An 18204-nucleotide genomic window follows, 5' to 3' on the forward strand; every position below is an offset into this window, starting at 1 on the left:
TGGCGGCTTTTCTGGCGGTCGGGGCCACGCTTCTGGCCGGGCTGATCTTTATCGCTGTCACCTCATGAACCTGGGCGGCCGCTGCGCGTCGCGCAATCGGCCGGGATTGACGGGAGACTTTCAATGCAAGGCTGCATTACAGGGAATGAAACCGATGCGGAGCGCCCGGTGCGCAGCATCGTGGAAAAGCTCTCCGACTTCGCGGACGAAGAGTGCGTTTCGATAGGCGACATTGCGGACGCCTTTGGCGCACAATCCTTTCTGCCGATGGTGATGATCCCGGCCATCCTCGTCGTGACCCCGTTGAGCGGTATCCCCCTGTTCTCCTCAGCCTGCGGGCTGACCATCGCGATTGTCGCCGCTCAAATGTTGTTCGGACGCAACCACCTCTGGCTTCCCGGGTTTCTGATGAGGCGGGAGATCAACGGCGAGAAGGCCCAGGGCGCGATGAAGTGGGTGCACCGAATGGCCGACTGGCTGGACAGTCACTCCCGCAAGCGTCTTTCCCCGCTGACGCGTTGGCCGATGCGCAAATGGATTCAGGCACTCTGCCTTGTCTGTGGTCTTTGCATGCCCCTCCTTGAAGTGGTGCCCTTCTCCTCCTCCATTCTCGGCGCGGCGGTATTGCTGCTCTCGACATCCCTGATGACCCGCGACGGGCTCTTCGCCTTGCTGGGGATCGTCGCGATGGGAGGCGCGCTCGTACTGCCGCTGACGGCCTTAGGAATGTTCTGAGCGTTTCAGCGCGCTCCGGACTGGAGGGCAATATCGAGAAGGTTCCGGAAGGCGCGTTCTTCGTCCGCCTTGGCTTGGCGGATCGCAAAGGCTGTCGCGTCCACCGCGTCCTCGGCCGACGCGCCGGGATCTTCCTGGCCGTCCTGCACCATGGTGTCGAACGCGGCCAGAAGATCCGCCCCCGTATCTCCGGCAGCGAGCCGGCAGAGGACATGACGCAGGGCAATGAGCCGGCCTTCGAGCAGGGGATCCGAGACTTCGGACTTGGCGGGCCTCCAGGGTGTCGGGAACGTCAGGAGGCAGTCTGACACGGGCGGAGGCCGCTGTTCAATGGCAGGCGGCAGGAACCAATGGGTCTCGTCAGCGTTGTCCGATTGCCTGAAAACACCTGCGAAGGGAGGTTCGGATGCTTAAGTCCCTGAGAAACCTGCATGGCGGCCCACTTTACGTCGGAGATCGGGACGGCACGTTCAGTGATGCGTTCTTTCGGATCGAGGATGGCGGTCTGACCCACATTCTCGTCGATATCGGCGGGTGGATAAGCTCCGACAGGGTGCTCGTTTCCAGCGAATTTCTTTCTCCGCCGGAGGACGTCCAGGCCGACGCTGGGTGGAGGGTTGCTCTCGACGAGCAAGCACTCGACGCCGCTCCGCGATGGGGCGAGTCCGATGGGGGCGGGGGTATCGACCTGCTGAAATGGCCGCCTGTGATCGTTGGCCCCTTCGGCAGCACAGTGTCGCCGATCCTGATGTACGAGCAGGTCCGCGCATTGCAGGAGCGGGCAGAGACAGCCCCGGCGCCGGCAGCGGCCAGGCCGCAGATGTCTCGAAACCTGCAACGTGTCAGCGCCTGGTTCGGCCTTCCCGCGTTCGACGCATCCGGGGAACTGGGCAAGGTGCATGATCTCGACTTCGATCCGGATAGCCGCCGAATTGTCGCCGTCGTGCTGGAGGCAGACGGAGCGCTTCCAACCCGTGGTCGGGAAATCCCCTATGGCGCCTTGCGGCACCTTGGTGGGGAGGGCACCCATCTTGTCTTTCAGGATCTCGGGGGGCGCGCTGCCGATCCAGCGGGGACCGGCGAGAGCAGGCCGGGCCGAAGGGCATAGTGGCAAGAGCGCCTTCTAGAGTGTCCACGCGGCGCGGTCTCACCATGACTCACGGACCATGTGTTCCGCCATCGCCTCATCATTCCACGATTTTTCCGCGGGAGAGACTCGCCGCGCCTCGGGGTGGCGAGTCTTCAACGGGAACTATTGTTGCGCGTGCTGCCCTTCCGGTTCTCCAAAGTGTCGCCGCGAAACAAATGCAATGCTGCAGGGCAGAATTCGAAAGGTGGTGACCCGGCGGATTCCATGCGTGGCGCGCATTGCCGACCTGATCCATTTTGCAACGTATTGATAAATATGAAATATTTATTTTTCAACCCGACTTGCGCCAGTTGAACGAAAACGTGTTCACACGATATGTTAGCGTAGCGACAGCGCAAAGGTGGCGTTGTCGACCGGGCCGGGAAGACGCCTTTGAAATACCTCCCCGGCAGGCCTCCAACTAGGCCGACCACGCAGACCGAGACACCGTCGCGGACCAATGATCGCTGTCCGCCCGAAATGTAACGCCAGGAGGCGACCATGAACGCACATTCATCCACCACGATTTCCGAACCTTGGGACGGCTTCTCCAATGGCACATGGCGCCAGGCGGTGGATGTGCGTGGGTTCATCCAGGAGAACTACACCCCCTACGAAGGCGACTACAGCTTCCTCGCCGGTCCGACCGAGCGCACCGAGAAGCTCTGGGCCCAGCTGGGGGAGCTGCTGAAGAAGGAGCGCGCCGCCGGCGTCCTTGACGTTTCTGCCGACCGCCCTTCCACGATCACGGCCCATGACGCCGGCTACATCGACAAGGATCTCGAGATTATCGTCGGCCTGCAGACCGATGCGCCGCTGAAGCGGGCGATCATGCCGAACGGCGGCCTGCGGATGGTCGAGAACGGCCTCGAGGCCTATGGCTTCAAGCCGGACGAGATGGTCCACGAGATCTGGACCAAGTACCGCAAGAGCCACAACCAGGGCGTCTTCGACGTCTACTCCCCCGACATCATCGCCTGCCGCAAGTCCGGTGTGATCACCGGCCTGCCGGATGCCTATGGCCGCGGCCGGATCATCGGCGACTACCGTCGGGTCGCGCTTTACGGCATCGACTTCCTGAAGGAAGACAAGAAGCGCGAGCATCGCGAGCTTGACGACGCCGTCTTCGACCACGAGACGCTGCGCCTGCGCGAAGAGCTGAGCGAGCAATATCGCGCGCTCGAGGAACTGCGCGAGATGGGCCTGAAATACGGTGTGGACATGTCCAAGCCGGCCGCCACGGCCCGCGAGGCGATCCAGTTCACCTACCTCGGCTACCTCGCCGCGGTGAAGGAGCAGAACGGCGCCGCGATGTCGATCGGCCGGGTCTCGACCTTCCTCGACATCTACATCGAGCGCGATTTCGCCCGCGGCACGCTGACCGAGAGCGAAGCGCAGGAAATGATCGACGACATGGTCATGAAGCTGCGCATCATCCGCTTCCTGCGCACGCCGGAATACGACGAGCTGTTCTCCGGCGACCCGACCTGGGTGACCGAGGCGATCGGCGGCATGGGCCTCGACGGCCGCACGCTGGTGACCAAGAACTCCATGCGGATCCTGCACACGCTCTACAACCTCGGCCCGGCGCCCGAGCCAAACCTGACGGTGCTCTGGTCCTCCAGCCTGCCGCGTGGCTTCAAGGATTTCTGCGCCAAGGTGTCCAAGGACACCTCCGCCATCCAGTACGAGAACGACGATCTGATGCGCCCGAAATGGGGCGACGACTACGGCATCGCCTGCTGCGTCTCGGCCATGGCCATCGGCAAGCAGATGCAGTTCTTTGGCGCCCGTGCCAACCTCGCCAAGGCGCTGCTCTACGCGATCAACGGCGGCGTGGACGAGAAGTCGGGCAAGCTCATCGCAGGCGGCTTCGAGCCGATCACCGGCGACGTACTCGAGTATGACGAGGTGGTGGCAAAGTTCGACAAGACGATGGACTGGCTGGCCAAGACCTACGTCAAGGCGCTGAACTGCATCCACTACATGCACGACAGATACGCCTACGAGCGGATCGAGATGGCGCTTCACGACCGCGACATCCTGCGGACAATGGCCTGCGGCATCGCCGGCCTCTCCATCGCGGCAGACTCACTCTCGGCGATCAAGCACGCGAAGGTCCATGTGGTGCGCAACGAGAAGGGCCTGGCCGTCGACTACAAGATCGAGGGCGAATACCCGGCCTTCGGCAACAACGACGACAAGGTCGACAGCATCGCCGTCTGGCTGACCGAAGTCTTCATGAAGAAGGTCGAGGCCCAGCCGCACTTCTACCGCAAGTCGATGCCGACGCAGTCGGTGTTGACGATCACGTCCAACGTGGTCTACGGCAAGAAGACTGGCGCCACTCCGGACGGCCGCGCCGCCGGCGAGCCCTTCGCCCCCGGTGCGAACCCGATGAACGGCCGCGACAAGAACGGCTTCGTCGCCGCCGGCGCATCGGTCGCCAAGCTGCCCTATGAGTTCGCCAAGGACGGCATCTCCTGGACGGCCTCGGCCACGCCGACCTCGATGGGCCACACCGAAGCCGAGCAGGTGCGCAACCTGTCCAACTGCCTCGACGCCTATGTCGACGCTGGCGGCTTCCACGTGAACGTCAACATGCTCAGCCGTGAAACGCTGATGCACGCGATGGATCACCCGGAGGAACATCCGCAGCTCACGGTGCGCGTGTCCGGCTATGCTGTGAACTTCGTGAAGCTGACCCGCGAGCAACAGCTCGACGTGATCGGTCGGACGTTCCATAACAAGATGTGAGATAGTCGGGGGGGCCACGTGGCCCCCCCGTCTGCACCGGAGTGAGGACATGACGATTTCCTATCCAGACGACACCTTCGACGGCATCCATGAAGCCGCCTGCCACGGGTTCCTCCATTCGGTGGAATCCGGCGCCGCCGTCGATGGCCCGGGGATGCGCTTCGTGTTCTTCATGGCGGGCTGCCAGTTCCGCTGCCTTTATTGCCACAACCCCGACACCTGGAAGCTGCACAACGGCACCCGGGTGGAGGTCGACGACATGCTGGCCCAGGTCGGCAAGTATTCCCGCTTCCTCAAGTTCGCCGGGGGCGTGACCTTCTCCGGCGGCGAGCCGCTGATGCAGGCGGAGTTCGTCGGCGCCACGGCGCGGGCGATCAAGGAGCGTTGGGGGCTGCACATCGCGCTCGACACCCAGGGCTTCCTGCATGGCAAGGTGCCGGACAGCTGGTTCGACGCGATCGACCTGGTGATGCTGGACATCAAGCATATCGATCCCGTGCGCTACAAGGAGCTGACCGCGCAGGAGCTGCAGCCCACGCTCGATTTCGCGCAGCGGCTGGTGCGGCTGGGCAAGCAGATGCGCATCCGCTACGTGCTGGTGCCCGGATGGTCCGACGCGCCCGACGACGTGGCGAAGATGGCCGACCTCGTCGCCAGCTACGGCGATCTGGTAGAGCTCGTCGAGGTGCTTCCGTTCCACCAGCTCGGCATCTCGAAATGGGATCGGCTCGGGCTCGACTACAAGCTCCGCGACACGCCCACACCGACACATGACGAAGCCGAAGCGGCGCGGGACATCTTCCGCGCTCGCGGGCTCGTCGCGACCTGATCCGCGGGCAGGGCGGGCCGGACGACCCGCCGCCCGCCTGACGACGGACTTCGACACAGATGCAGCATCAGACTTTCGACGCCCTGCTTCCGCAGGCGATGGCCTGGAAAGCCGAGGACATGGGCGTGGCCAAGGCCACCAAGAACCCGGTCTCGACCTTCGTCCTGGCCATCACGGCCGGCGCCTTCATCGGCATCGCCTTTATCTTCTACACCGTGGTCACCACCGGCAATACCGGCATGGGCTGGGGCGCCAACCGCCTGATGGGCGGGCTCGCGTTCAGTCTCGGGCTGATGCTGGTGGTGGTGAACGGCGGCGAGCTCTTCACCTCGACCGTGTTGACGGTGGTCGCCCGTGCCAGCCGCAAGATCACCTGGGCCCAGCTGGCGCGCAACTGGGCGCTGGTCTACGCCGGCAACTTCGTCGGCGCCTTCGGCCTCGTGTTGATCATGCAGATGGCCAAGCACTATGAGCTGGCCAACGGGCAACTGGGGCTCAACTACATGTCCATCGCCCAGCACAAGCTGCATCACGAGTTCGGGCAGGCCGTGGCCCTTGGCGTGATGTGCAATGTCATGGTCTGTCTCGGCGTCTGGATGACCTTCTCGGCGCGCACGGTGACCGACAAGCTGCTGGCCGTCGTCCTGCCGGTGGCGATGTTCGTGGCGGCAGGGTTCGAGCACTGCGTCGCCAACATGTTTCAGATCCCGATGGCGATCCTCACACGGGACGCCGTGGGTCCGGAATTCTGGGAGGCGACCGGCGCGAGCGCCGCGCAATTCGCCGATCTCACCTGGTCGAACTTCCTGATGCACAATCTGCTGCCCGTGACCCTCGGCAACATCATCGGCGGCGGGCTGCTTGTCGGGCTACTCTACTGGTTCATTTACCTGCGTCCCTCCGAAGGACAGCGGCCCTAGTCCGACCGGCTGGGGCGTCGACGGCGCGCAAGCGCCACGCCGGCGGCCAGGCAAGTTCCCAGCATCACCCCCGGGGCCGGCAACGGCACGGGGGCGGTCGGGGAAGGGGCGAAGGAGTCGATGGCCACGACCATACTGAACCCGTCGCGGAAATCGTAGACCCCGGTCGTGTTCGACCAGGCATGCCTGGTGTCGTCGGTATAGCTGTATTCGGTCGCGGTCAGCCGGAACTGCAGGTTCGACGCCGCCGAATGGATCGGGAGAACCATGGCACCGTCCTGCACCTGCGCGACACCGAGGCCGCTACAGAACAGCGTCAGGAAGCCCCGGCACTCCGACCGCTCGACCATCGCCCAGCCGCCGCGCGCCTCCCGAAGTTCCAGATCGACCGAAGCTGTCTGGCTCAGCAGCGCCGCGCCGCCCGACCAGTTCTCCAGCCGCCGGTCGCCGGCTGCGAACTCGGTTATGTAGGGGCCGCCGTCCGCACCGAAGAACCGGAGCCGGGTGACGGTTCCGGTCGCCTCGATGGTCACGGCCAAGCATGGCGATGCGGACAGGCATGCCAGCAGCAATAGTTGGAAAAGGACAGGAGTTTTCACGGATTCACTCGTCAACACGTCGCGACTCCGGATCGTCGCTGATCTCAGGTCTAGCATTAACGGTTTGTTAATACGTCCGGAAACCGCGGCGATGGTTAACGGAACGAATGAGCGCCCCGTTCTGGCGCGATACCCTCAAAAGATCGGAAAAAGACAGACTGCGCTGACCGGAAGTTCCCGGTCAGTGCCGTCGTTGCTTGCTCAATCGGCCGCCAAGCGCCCTGTCAGGCTTCGGCCTCCGCCTCCGCGACCAGTCGCTTCACCGCCAGGAAGCTGTCGGGCGTGACCGAGACCGAGTCGATCCCGTACCCCACCAGCAACCGAGCGAAGGCCGGATCGTTGCTCGGCGCCTGGCCGCAGAAGCCGACCTTGGAGCCGACCTGGTGGGCGCGGGTGATGACGTTTTCGATCATCCACTGCACCGCCGCGTCGCGTTCGTCGAAGAGCTCCGCCAGCATCTCGGAATCGCGGTCGACCCCGAGCGTGAGCTGCGTGAGGTCGTTCGAGCCGATGGAGAAGCCGTCGAACCGCTCGGCGAAATCCTCCGTCCGGATCACGTTCGACGGGATCTCGCACATCACGTAGACCTGCAGCCCGTTCCTGCCGCGCTCCAGCCCGACGCCCTTCATCACCTCCAGCACCCTGTCGGCCTCGGTCGGGGTACGGCAGAAGGGGATCATCACGATGACGTTGTCGAAGCCCATCTCCTCGCGCAGATACCGGATTGCCCGGCATTCCAACTCGAACCCTTCGCGGTATTGCGGCGAGTAGTAGCGCGACGCGCCCCGGAACCCGATCATCGGGTTCTCCTCCGCGGGCTCGAACTGCCGGCCGCCCAGCAGGTCGGCGTATTCGTTGGTCTTGAAGTCGCTCATCCGAACGATCACCGGCTCCGGATGGCAGAAGGCTGCGATCCGGCTGAGGCCGCGGGCCAGTGTCTCGACGAAGTAAGTGGCCTTGTCTTCGTAGCCCAGGGTTAGCGCCTCGATCTCCCCGCGCACGTGCGGGTCGGTCAGGTCGTCGAACCGGGTGAGCGCCAGCGGGTGGACCTTGATCGTGTTGGAAACCACGAACTCCATACGCGCCAGCCCCACGCCCTTGGTCGGCAGCCGCCACCACCGCGCCGCGGCAGAGGGGTTGGCGAGGTTGAGCATGATGTTGGTGCGGGTCTCCGGTATATGTTCCAGAGACAGGTCCTCGACCGTCACCTCCGCGATCCCTTCGTAGATGTTGCCGGTGTCGCCCTCGGCGCAGGACACAGTGACCTCCTGCTCGTCATGCAGCAGGTCGGTGGCGTTCCCCGTGCCGACGATCGCCGGCAAGCCAAGCTCGCGGCTGACGATGGCGGCGTGGCTGGTGCGCCCGCCGTGGTCGGTGATGATCGCCGCGGCGCGTTTCATGATCGGAACCCAGTCAGGGTCGGTCGTGCCGGTGACGAGGATGGCGCCGTCGACGAAGCGGTCGATCTCGGCCGCGCTCTCGATCAGGCAGACATGGCCCGTCGCCACCGCCGAGCCGACGCTCAGGCCGGTCAGCAGCAGCTTGCCCTTGTTGCCGATCCCGTAGGAGCGGATCGCGCCCTTCTCGGCCTGGCTCTGAACCGTCTCCGGACGCGCCTGCACGATGTAGAGCGGTCCGCCTTCGCCGTCGCGGGCCCATTCCATGTCCATCGGGCAGCCGTAGTGGTCCTCGATGGTGCAAGCCATGCGGGCGAGGTCGAGGATCTCGGCATCCGACAGCACCAGCCGCCGCCGCTCGTCGCGCGAGGTCGGCACGTTGCGGGTCGTGGTCTCGCCGTGCGGACCACGGGCATAGACCATCTTCTTCTCCTTCTTCCCGCGACGTTTCTCGAGGATCGGGACCAGATCGGGGCGGTCGAGGAAGGGTTTGAAGACCTGGTATTCGTCGGGCGTTACCGTGCCCTGCACGACGTTCTCGCCCAGCCCCCAGGCCGCGTTGATCAGAACCACCTTGTCGAAGCCCGACTCAGTGTCGATCGAGAACATCACGCCCGAGCCGCCCTTGTCGGAGCGTACCATCTGCTGCACCCCCACCGAGAGCGCCACGTTCCGGTGATCGAAGCCCTGCAGCTTGCGATAGGTGATAGCCCGGTCGGTGAAGAGCGAGGCATAGCAGCGCCGGCAATGGTCGAGCAGGCTTGCCTCGCCGGTGACGTTCAGGAATGTCTCCTGCTGGCCAGCGAAGCTCGCCTCCGGCAGGTCCTCGGCGGTGGCCGAACTTCGGACCGCGACAGAGGGGGCGGCCTGGCCGAGCCGCTGGGCAAGCGCGACATAGGCCTCGGAGATGGCGGCGCGGATGGCGTCGGGCCACTCGCCCTCGGCCACCGCCTCGCGGATGCGTTGTCCGGCCTGGTGCAGGGTGATCCGACCGCTTTCCAGCCGGTCCATGTTGCGGTCGATCAGGGCGTCGAGGTCGTTGTGGGCGAGAAAGGCGCGGTATGCGTCCGCCGTGGTCGCGAAGCCGCCCGGAACCCGGATGCCCTTCGCGCCAAGTTTCTGCACCATCTCGCCAAGCGATGCGTTCTTGCCGCCGACCAAGCCGACATCTTCGCGGGCCAGATCCTCGAACCATATGACAAAATCGGACATGATCTTCCTCCCCGATCGCGCCTTTCCGCGAGCCGGAGCGTATCACATCCGCCGGATGACCTCGTTGACAGGCATCAAGCCCGGGTCCGCATCCGGCCTTCGCCTGTCCGGAAATATACTCGGGGGGAGGCCGGCGCCGTTGCACCGGACGGGGGGCAGACAGCCCCCCGGCAACGCCAACGTCAGGTGCGCACGTCCGGGCCGTTGCGGCCGGTGCGCTCGGAAATGCCGGCAATGGCGTCGGCGGCGGCGATGATGTCGGAAAGCGCCTCCTGTGGGTCCCGGTGCATCGCCGCCGGGTCCTCGCAGAGGTCTTCGAGGTACACCCGCAGCGTCGCGCCGACAGTGCCGGTGCCCGACAGGCGGAACACGGCCCGTCCGCCGCCCTCGAAGCCGATGCGGATGCCCTGGCCGGCGGAATGCGAGCCGTCAACCGGGTCGTCATAGGCGAATTCGTCGGCGCTGGCGACGGTCCGCCCGGCAAAGCTCTGACCCGGCAGGCTGTCGAAGCGGGCGCGCAGGTTGTCCATCAGACCTTCGGCCGCGGCATTGTCCACGCCCTCGTAATCGTGGCGTGAGTAGTAGTTGCGTCCGAACTCCGCCCAATGGTCGTCGAGCATCTGCTGCACCGACTTGCCGGTCGCCGCCAGGATGTTCAGCCACAGGAGCACCGCCCAGAGCCCGTCCTTCTCGCGCACGTGGTCGGAGCCGGTGCCGGCGCTTTCCTCGCCGCAGAGCGTGGCGCGGCCGGCGTCCAGCAGGTTGCCGAAGAACTTCCAGCCCGTGGGCGTCTCGTAGCAGTCGAGCCCGCGCTTCGCGGCGACCCGGTCCACCGCGCCCGATGTCGGCATGGAGCGGGCCACGCCCTTCAGCCCTGCTGCATAGCCCGGAGCCAGATGCGCGTTGGCAGCCAGCAGCGCCAGTGAATCCGAGGGCGTGACATAGGCGCCGCGGCCCACGATCATGTTGCGGTCGCCATCGCCGTCGGAGGCGGCACCGAAATCCGGCGCGTCGTCGCCGTACATGACGTCCATCAGTTCCTTGGCCCAGATCGGGTTCGGGTCCGGATGGCCGCCGCCGAAATCGGGCGAGGGCACGGCGTTCACCACCGAACCCACAGGCGCGCCCAGACGCTCCTCGAGGATCGCCTTGGCATAGGGGCCGGTGATCGCGTGCATCGCGTCGAAACGGATGCGGAAGCCGCCCTTCAATAGCCCCGCGATCGCGTCGAAATCGAACAGCTTCTCCATCAGCGCGGCGTAATCCGCGACCGGGTCGACCACCTCGACCACCATGTCGGCAAGCCGCGTCTCGCCGAGCGTGGCGAGGTCGATATCCTCGCCGACGAGGATGTCGTAGCTCGTGACGGTCTTCGTCGCGTCGAAGATCCTGTTGGTCACCTCTTCCGGCGCGGGCCCGCCGTTGGGTGTGTTGAACTTGACGCCGAAATCCTCCTTCGGCCCGCCCGGGTTGTGCGAGGCCGACATGATGATGCCGCCGTCGGTCTGGCGGATGCGGATCATGTTGGAGGCGGCCGGGGTCGACATCAGCGCGTTCTGACCGACGATGATCCGCGCGCAGCCCTGTGCCGCGGCCATGCGCAGGATCACCTGCGCGGCACGGTCGTTGAAGTATCGGCCATCGCCGCCGAGCACGAGGGTCTTGCCCTCCACGCCGCCGATGCCGGTGAAGATCGCCTGAACGAAGTTCTCGAGGTAGTGCGGCCCCATGAAGACGTCGGTCTTCTTGCGGAGACCGGAGGTTCCGGGCTTCTGCCCCTCGATCGGCTGGGTCTGGACGGTAATGCGTTCCATGGCTCACTCCTGTCGGCCAGTTGCGTCTTGGCCAGTCAATCTCAGGCCTGTGTCATCTTGGGGCAAGTCTACTCTGATCCGACCCGGTTGCGACCGGTGTCGCTCATGATCTCCGCTGCGCGCCGGACCGCGGGGTGGCCGCCAAGCTCTTCGGCCGGAACGGTCAGGCGTCTGCGCCAGTTCGGATGGGTGTCGACGGTGCCGGGCAGGTTTGCCTGCTCGGTCAGGCCGAGGATGTCCTCGAGCTGGAGGGCCACCAGCCGGCTGCGCACGCCGCCAATGAAGCGATGCATTGGGTCGGGATCGTCGCCTTCTGCGCCGGAGAGCGCGTCGAAGCCCCGCACCTCGCCCGCACGCCAGTCCAGACCGTTGTGAAAATCCTCGTCCGATAGGATCCCGATCTCGTGCCGGACCTCCACGTCGCGGCCCCGTCGCCAGCCCACCCAGGTCGGCAGGTCGTGGGTGCCGAAGGAGGCCAGGGCGGCCTCGGTGTATTCCTCCGGGCGGCGGAAGTTGCCGTGGTGATATTGTTCGAACATCGCGACCCGGCAGCCCAGCACGCCGGAGGCCGCCAGTTCCGCCTGCAGCCCGTCGGGGATGTTTCCCAGATCCTCGCCCACCACCGTCGCGCCGGCGCGGGTCGCCTCGATGCGAACCACCGCCAGAAGCGCGTCGCGCGGCATGGCGACATAGGCGCCGGGCTCGGCCCGGTCGTCGGGCACCCAGAAGGCGCGTTCGAAGCCCAGCACATGGTCGATTCGGAGCAGCCCGGCATAGCGCAGCTGGCGGCGCAGGGTCTCCGCGAAGGGGCGGAAGTGCATCCGGGCGAGCGCATGCGGGTTGAACGGCGCCAGGGCCCAGACCTGTCCGTCGGGCGAGAAGGCGTCGGGCGGCGCGCCGAGCGAAACACCGGTGGCAAAGCCCGCGCCCTCGGACCAGGTCTCGGCGCCGTGGGGGTGGGTGCCGACAGCGAGGTCGAGGTAGAGCCCGTACCGCATTCCGGCCTCGCGGGCGATCTGCGCCACATGGCCGAGTTGGGTTTCGCTGCGCCATTGCAGCCAGGTGTGGAACAGGACCGCGCGGGCGTTCTCGGCGCGGAACTCCGTGACCGCAGGTGCGCCGTGGTGCTGCAGCGGTTCGGGCCAGTCCAACCAGTAGGGGCCGTGACGGTCGGCCAGCGCCTGGTAGGTGGCGAACCGTTCAAGCGAGGCGCCCTCGGCGGCGCGCCAGGCCTCGAACGCAGGGTCGCCGCCAGCGGCTTCGAAGGCGGTGAACTCGTCTTCCAGACGCACGCGCAGGCGAAGTCGGGTGTCGGGATAGTCGATCAACGCCCCACCACCGTTCAGCCGCGCGCCCTCCAGCGCGATATGCATGGTGTTGAAGCGCCGCCGGTGTGACGGAGAATAGGGGCTGAAGGCGTTGGGATCGCTCGGGAAACCGGCATGGACCGGGTTCAGGCCGACGAAATCCGCACCGGCCCGGGCGAGCCCCTCGGTGGCGCGGGCAAGGTCGGCGTAGTCGCCGAAGCCGCCCTCTGCCTCGGTTCGCAGACCATAGAGCGGCAGGGTGACACCCCAGCCCGGTTCGGGCAGCGGCAGGCTCGGCGGGGCGACGAGCAGCGTGGTCGCGTCGCCTTCCAGTTCCAGCCTGTGGATGCCGAGCGGCAGCGCCGGCAGGTCCAGCACCGCTCCGGCCGCGAGCGGCATCTCGGTGCCGTCCTCCAGGACCAGCTTGCCGCCATCGGTCGGACGGGCGAGCGGATGGTGGCTTGGATGACCGGGTTCCAGGATCAGCCATCGGGGCAGGGCGCGCCGCGCGGCCTCCGCGAGCAGGCGGTCGAGGGTTTCGCGGGCCGCGTCGTCCGTCTCGGCCGACAGGCCCATGGCGGCAAGCAGCCTGCGCGCCGTGCCGTCCGAGGTCGGCACCTGCGTGCCGTTCTGGTCCCAATAGTCGAAATGGATGCCCGCCAGGTCGGCAAGCGCGACCAGTACGTCGTTCATTCGGCGGCCTCCAGCACGAAAACCGAGACCGACTGCGCGCCGATCAGCACTTCGGTCTTGCGGACCGGTTTCTCGGGGGCGTCGGGGGTCGCGGTGTTGATCGACCAGACCCAGTTCTGACGCTTGGGTGGCACGGGCAGCCGCACCTTGGTGTCGCCGCCTGCGTTGAACACCATGAAGATCGCGGATTCGGTCGCCGCGAAGACGGGGGTTCCTGAGGCTGTGCGCATTTCCACGCAGACGATCCGGAGCGAGGGGTCCACCCAGTCGGACGTCGACATCGGCTTGCCGTCGGCGCGCCACCAGAACAGGTCTTCGCGCCCGTCGATGCGGCGCTCGCGCGAGTGCAGGAACACCTTCTGGCGCAGGATCGGGTGCTCGCGGCGGAACCGGATCAGCCGGGCCGTGAAGGCCATGAAATCCGTGTCCGCCTCGGCCCAGTCGATCCAGCTGGTAGGGTTGTCCTGGGCATAGGCGTTGTTGTTGCCGTTCTGCGAATGGCCAAGTTCGTCCCCCGCCAGCAGCATCGGCGTGCCTTGGGAGAGCATCAGCGTTGCGATCATCGCGCGCTTGCGGCGGTTGCGGCCCTCGATGATCTTGGGGTCGTCGGTCGGGCCTTCCCAGCCGAAATTGTCGCTGTAGTTCTCGGAATGGCCGTCGCGGTTGTCCTCGCCGTTGGCCTCGTTGTGCTTGCCGTTGTAGCTGACCACGTCGTGCAGCGTGAAACCGTCGTGGGCGGTGATCATGTTGACCGACGCGGTGGCCGGGCGGCCGGAATGGTCGAACTCTGCCGCCGAGCCGGTGAGCCGGCCCGCGAGGTCGGGTGCGCGGCCCGGGTCGCCGCGCCAGAACCGGCGCACGCCGTCGCGGAACCGGTCGTTCCACTCGTGGAACGGGGGCGGGAAGCCGCCGAGCCGGTAGCCACCAGGGCCCACGTCCCAGGGCTCGGCGATCAGCTTGACCTGGGTCAGTACCGGGTCCTGCCGGATCGCGTCGAAGAAGCTCGCACCGGGGTCAAACCCGTGATCGGTGCGGCCGAGCGTGGAGCAGAGGTCGAAGCGGAAGCCGTCCACATGCATCACCTCGACCCAGTAGCGCAGGGAATCCATCACCATGCGCAGCACCATCGGGTGGTCGAGATTGAGCGTGTTTCCGGTGCCGGTGTCGTTGATGTAGTAGCGCCGGTCCTGGATCAGCCGGTAGTAGCTGAGGTTGTCGAGGCCGCGGAAGCTGAGCGTGGGGCCAAGCTCGTTGCCCTCGCAGGTGTGGTTGTAGACCACGTCGAGGATCACCTCGAGCCCGGCATGGTGGAGCCGCGCCACCATCTGCTGGAACTCGCTGATGCGGCCTTCGGAGAGGTAGCGCGGGTCCGGCGCGAAGAAGCCGAGCGTCTGGTAGCCCCAGTAGTTCGACAGGTTCTTCTCGTGCAGGAACCGGTCGGTCAGGAAGGCGTGCACCGGCAGCAGCTCGATCGCGGTAATCCCGAGCTTGTGGTAGTACTCCAGCATCGGGTCGGTGGCGAGCCCGAGGAAGGTGCCCTCGGGTGCCACGTGGGGGTGCATCTGGGTCAGCCCCTTCACATGGGCCTCGTAGATCACCGAATCCGCGATCGGGGTGCGCGGCGGGTGGTCGTAGCCCCAGGAAAAGGCGGGGTCTTCGACCACGCAGCGCGGCATGTAGGGGGCGCTGTCGCGGGTGTCGAAGCTCAGATCGCGGGCGTTGGAGCCGATCTGGTAGCCCATCAGCGCATCGTGCCAGACTGGCGTCCCGGTCAGCCGCTTGGCGTAGGGGTCCAGCAAAAGCTTGTTGGGGTTGAAGCGGTGGCCGACGTCAGGCCGGTAGGGGCCGTGGGCGCGCAGGGCGTAGTATTGCCCGGGCCGGAGACCGGAGACATAGCCATACCAGACATCGCCGTCCCGTTCCGGCAGGCGCAGGCGCTGCAGCTCGGTCTTGCCGTCCGCGCTGAACAGGCAGACCTCCATGGCCGTCGCATGCTGCGAGAACACGGCGAAATTCACGCCGTCGCCGTCAAAGGTCGCGCCGAGCGGCGCCGGGCGCCCTCCGGAAATAGCGTATTCGGGATGCCTCACGGGTGTTTTGCCGCCTCTGCAAACAGGGCCGCATAGGCGGCGGCCGATGTGTCCCAACCGACCGGGAACTTCATGCCGTTGCGCTGCATCTGCTGGTAGGCCTTGGGGTCGGCCCAAAGGTCGCAGAGTGTGTCGATGGCGTCTTCCAGCGCCTCGACGCTGTCAGGGGCGTGCTGGATGCCGGTGGCGACCTTCGCCGTCAGCGTGGCAACGGTCGCCGGAATAACGGTATCGGCCAGGCCACCGGTCTTTGCGACCACCGGAACCGTGCCATAGCGCAGCCCGTAGAGCTGGGTCAGCCCGCAGGGTTCGAAGCGCGACGGCACCAGGATCGCGTCGCCGCCTGCGATGATCCGGTGCGAGAGCGGCTCGTCATAGCCGATCCGGACTGCCACGCGGCCAGGATGGCTGCCAGCCGCGGCGAAGAATTGGCTTTCGAGCCACGGGTTGCCGGAACCGAGCAGGGCGAGCTGGCCGCCGCGCTCGATCAGCCGGGGCAGGGCGGCCAGCAGCAGGTCGAGCCCCTTCTGCTCGGTGAGGCGCGAGACCACCACGCAGAGCGGCCCGCCGTCGGGATCGAGCCCCATCTCCGCGATCAGCGCCTCGCGCGCCCTGGTCTTGGCGCGCGGCGCCTTGTAGGTGGCGATGTTCGGGTCGGTCTCCGGGTTCCAGGCGTCTGTGTCGATGCCGTTCAGGATGCCGGTGAAATCCTTGCCCTTGTACTTGAGCGTGCCGTCGAACCCCATGCCGAAGGCTTCGGTGGTCAGCTCCTTCGCATAGGTCGGGCTGACCGTGTTGACCTTGTCGGCATAGGAGATGCCGGCCTTCAGCGCCGAGATCCGGCCGTAGAATTCGTAGCCGCCGGCATTGTAACCTTGCATCGGCAGGCGCAGGCGGTGGATCATGTCGGCGCCGGCCGAGCCGGTGAAGGCGATGTTGTGGATCGTCATCACCGAGCCGGTTGTATGCGACGCACCCATCCGCTGCAGGTAGACCGGTGCGAGGCCGCCCTGCCAGTCGTGGGCCTGCAGGACATCGGGTTTCCAGCCGTGCAGGTGCCCCTCGGCGCATAGCCGCGCGCCCATCCAGCAGAGCGCCGCGAAACGCTCGGCATTGTCCCACCAGTCGTAGCCGTCCGGCGCCGCGTATGGGCCGCCCTCGCGGTAGAACAGGTGGGCCGCGTCGAGCACGTAGAGTTCCAGCCCCGCGGCCTTTCCGAACACCACCTGCGCCGGACCACCGTAAAGGTCACCGTCGGTGATAACCTGCCGCCCCTCGCCGAGCGCGTCGAGCACCGCCGGATAGCCGGGCACCAGGGTGCGCATCTCGACGCCCTGTGCCTTGAGCGCGGCCGGCAGCGCGCCGGCCACGTCGGCCAGCCCGCCGGTCTTGATCAGAGGGGCGATTTCCGAGGCGACGGAGAGAACCTTCATGAGAGCGCGGCTTCCCTTCTGTCGAGCATGTCCTGCGTGATCAGCGTGATCCCCTTGCCGGAGACCCGGAACCACTTGGCGTCTTCCTCGGGATCCTCGCCCACGATGAGCTTGTCCGGGATGATCACGCCGCGGTCGATCACGCAATTCTTCAGCCGCGCATGGCGGTTGATCGTGACATACGGCAGCACGACGGCGTGATCCAGTACCGAGAAGGAATTGGATCGCACCATGGTGAAAAGAAGCGAATTGCGGACCTCGGTGCCCGAGATGATGCAGCCGCCCGAAACCATCGAGGACACGGCGATGCCGCGCCTGTCGGCCTCGTCATGGATGAACTTGGCCGGAGGGACGGATTCCGAATAGGTCCAGATCGGCCATTCGTGATCCCACAGGTCGAGTTCCGGCGTGAAGTCGGTGAGATCGATATTGGCCTTCCAGAAGGCGTCCACGGTGCCGACGTCGCGCCAGTAGGCCGGGGCATCGGGGGTGGATTTCACGCAGCTGTCGGTGAAGCGGTGGGCGACGGCCTTGCCGCCCTTCACGAGCTTCGGGATGATGTCGTTGCCGAAATCGTGGCTGGAGTTCGGGCTCTCGGAATCCTCGATCAGGATCTCGCGCAGGAACTTCCAGTTGAAGACGTAGATCCCCATGGAGGCCAGCGTCACGTTGGGATCGTCCGGCGTTCCCGGCGGATTGGCGGGCTTCTCAAGGAAGCTGATGATGCGCCCCGTTGCATCGACGTCCATCACGCCGAAGGCGCTGGCCTCTTCCCGTGGCACGGTCAGGCAGCCGATGGTGACGTCGGCGCCCGAGTCGACGTGCTGCTGCAGCATCATCTCGTAGTCCATCTTGTAGATGTGGTCGCCGGCGAGGATCAGGATGTAGTCGATGTGGTAGCTGTCGATGATGTCTATGTTCTGGGTCACCGCGTCGGCTGTGCCCATGTACCAGTTTTCGCCGCCTGTCCTTTGCGAGGCCGGCAGGATGTCGAGATACTCGTTGCGCTCGGCCCGGAAGAAGTTCCATCCGCGCTGACAGTGCCGGATCAGCGAATGCGCCTTGTACTGGGTGGCGATCGCCATCTTGCGGATGCCGGAGTTGAGTGCGTTGGAGAGCGCGAAGTCGATGATGCGGCTCTTGCCGCCGAAATAGACCGCGGGCTTGGCGCGCTGGTCGGTCAGTTCCTTGAGGCGGCTGCCCCGTCCGCCGGCCAATACAAAGGCCATCGCCCTCGAAGACAGTCTCACATGTGAATTCGGCATGGTTGGTTTCCCTCCCTCAATGTC

At 65.8% G+C, this 18204-nt stretch carries 13 protein-coding genes; 5 read left to right on the forward strand and 8 right to left on the reverse strand.

Annotated features, from left to right (window positions below; translation table 11 throughout):
- Positions 1-123 precede the first annotated feature (123 nt).
- A complete protein-coding gene (locus ACFQ2S_RS07250; protein ID WP_386073788.1) occupies positions 124-735 on the forward strand; it encodes an exopolysaccharide biosynthesis protein in 612 nt (203 codons plus the stop codon).
- Between the two features lie 5 nt (positions 736-740).
- On the opposite strand, the gene ACFQ2S_RS07255 is transcribed toward ACFQ2S_RS07250, so the two are convergent.
- Positions 741-1046, reverse strand: coding sequence for a hypothetical protein (locus ACFQ2S_RS07255; protein WP_386073789.1), 306 nt, complete (start codon positions 1044-1046; stop codon positions 741-743).
- A 95-nt stretch (positions 1047-1141) separates the two neighbouring features.
- Between ACFQ2S_RS07255 and ACFQ2S_RS07260 the strand changes: the two genes are divergently transcribed.
- The 4 genes from ACFQ2S_RS07260 to focA all read left to right on the forward strand — a co-directional run bounded on the left by ACFQ2S_RS07260 (position 1142) and on the right by focA (position 6370).
- Positions 1142-1843 (forward strand): PRC-barrel domain-containing protein, encoded by a 702-nt coding sequence (locus tag ACFQ2S_RS07260; protein ID WP_386073790.1) that lies wholly within the window; start codon positions 1142-1144, stop codon positions 1841-1843.
- A gap of 522 nt (positions 1844-2365) precedes the next feature.
- The gene (pflB, locus tag ACFQ2S_RS07265) at positions 2366-4621 is read left to right on the forward strand and encodes a formate C-acetyltransferase (RefSeq protein WP_386073791.1); all 2256 of its coding nucleotides are present in this window, start codon (positions 2366-2368) and stop codon (positions 4619-4621) included.
- A 49-nt stretch (positions 4622-4670) separates the two neighbouring features.
- On the forward strand, positions 4671-5450 hold the full coding sequence (gene pflA / locus ACFQ2S_RS07270) for a pyruvate formate-lyase-activating protein (protein ID WP_386073792.1): 780 nt from the start codon (positions 4671-4673) through the stop codon (positions 5448-5450).
- A 59-nt stretch (positions 5451-5509) separates the two neighbouring features.
- Positions 5510-6370, forward strand: a complete 861-nt coding sequence (gene focA / locus ACFQ2S_RS07275) for a formate transporter FocA (protein ID WP_386073793.1) — start codon at positions 5510-5512, stop codon at positions 6368-6370.
- Here the strand turns inward: focA and ACFQ2S_RS07280 are convergent.
- The 7 genes from ACFQ2S_RS07280 to glgC form a co-directional block, all read right to left on the reverse strand.
- Positions 6367-6909, reverse strand: coding sequence for a hypothetical protein (locus tag ACFQ2S_RS07280; RefSeq protein ID WP_386073794.1), 543 nt, complete (start codon positions 6907-6909; stop codon positions 6367-6369). The genes focA and ACFQ2S_RS07280 overlap by 4 nt on opposite strands.
- A 284-nt stretch (positions 6910-7193) precedes the next feature.
- Positions 7194-9578 (reverse strand): phosphoenolpyruvate synthase, encoded by a 2385-nt coding sequence (gene ppsA, locus ACFQ2S_RS07285; RefSeq protein ID WP_386073795.1) that lies wholly within the window; start codon positions 9576-9578, stop codon positions 7194-7196.
- 182 nt (positions 9579-9760) lie between these two features.
- On the reverse strand, positions 9761-11392 hold the full coding sequence (locus ACFQ2S_RS07290) for an alpha-D-glucose phosphate-specific phosphoglucomutase (protein WP_386073796.1): 1632 nt from the start codon (positions 11390-11392) through the stop codon (positions 9761-9763).
- A 68-nt stretch (positions 11393-11460) separates the two neighbouring features.
- Positions 11461-13392, reverse strand: a complete 1932-nt coding sequence (gene malQ / locus ACFQ2S_RS07295) for a 4-alpha-glucanotransferase (protein ID WP_386073797.1) — start codon at positions 13390-13392, stop codon at positions 11461-11463.
- Positions 13389-15482, reverse strand: coding sequence for a glycogen debranching protein GlgX (glgX, locus tag ACFQ2S_RS07300; protein WP_386073798.1), 2094 nt, complete (start codon positions 15480-15482; stop codon positions 13389-13391). The genes malQ and glgX overlap by 4 nt, the downstream gene beginning before the upstream one ends.
- A complete protein-coding gene (gene glgA, locus ACFQ2S_RS07305; protein WP_386073799.1) occupies positions 15479-16915 on the reverse strand; it encodes a glycogen synthase GlgA in 1437 nt (478 codons plus the stop codon). The genes glgX and glgA overlap by 4 nt, the downstream gene beginning before the upstream one ends.
- Positions 16912-18180: a glucose-1-phosphate adenylyltransferase gene (gene glgC / locus ACFQ2S_RS07310; RefSeq protein ID WP_386073800.1), complete on the reverse strand. Its 1269-nt coding sequence runs from the start codon at positions 18178-18180 to the stop codon at positions 16912-16914. Before glgC ends, glgA begins: the two co-directional genes overlap by 4 nt.
- Positions 18181-18204: the final 24 nt, after the last annotated feature.

It is taken from the genome of Tropicimonas aquimaris (assembly GCF_042676185.1).
In the GTDB taxonomy this organism is placed as follows: domain Bacteria; phylum Pseudomonadota; class Alphaproteobacteria; order Rhodobacterales; family Rhodobacteraceae; genus Tropicimonas; species Tropicimonas aquimaris.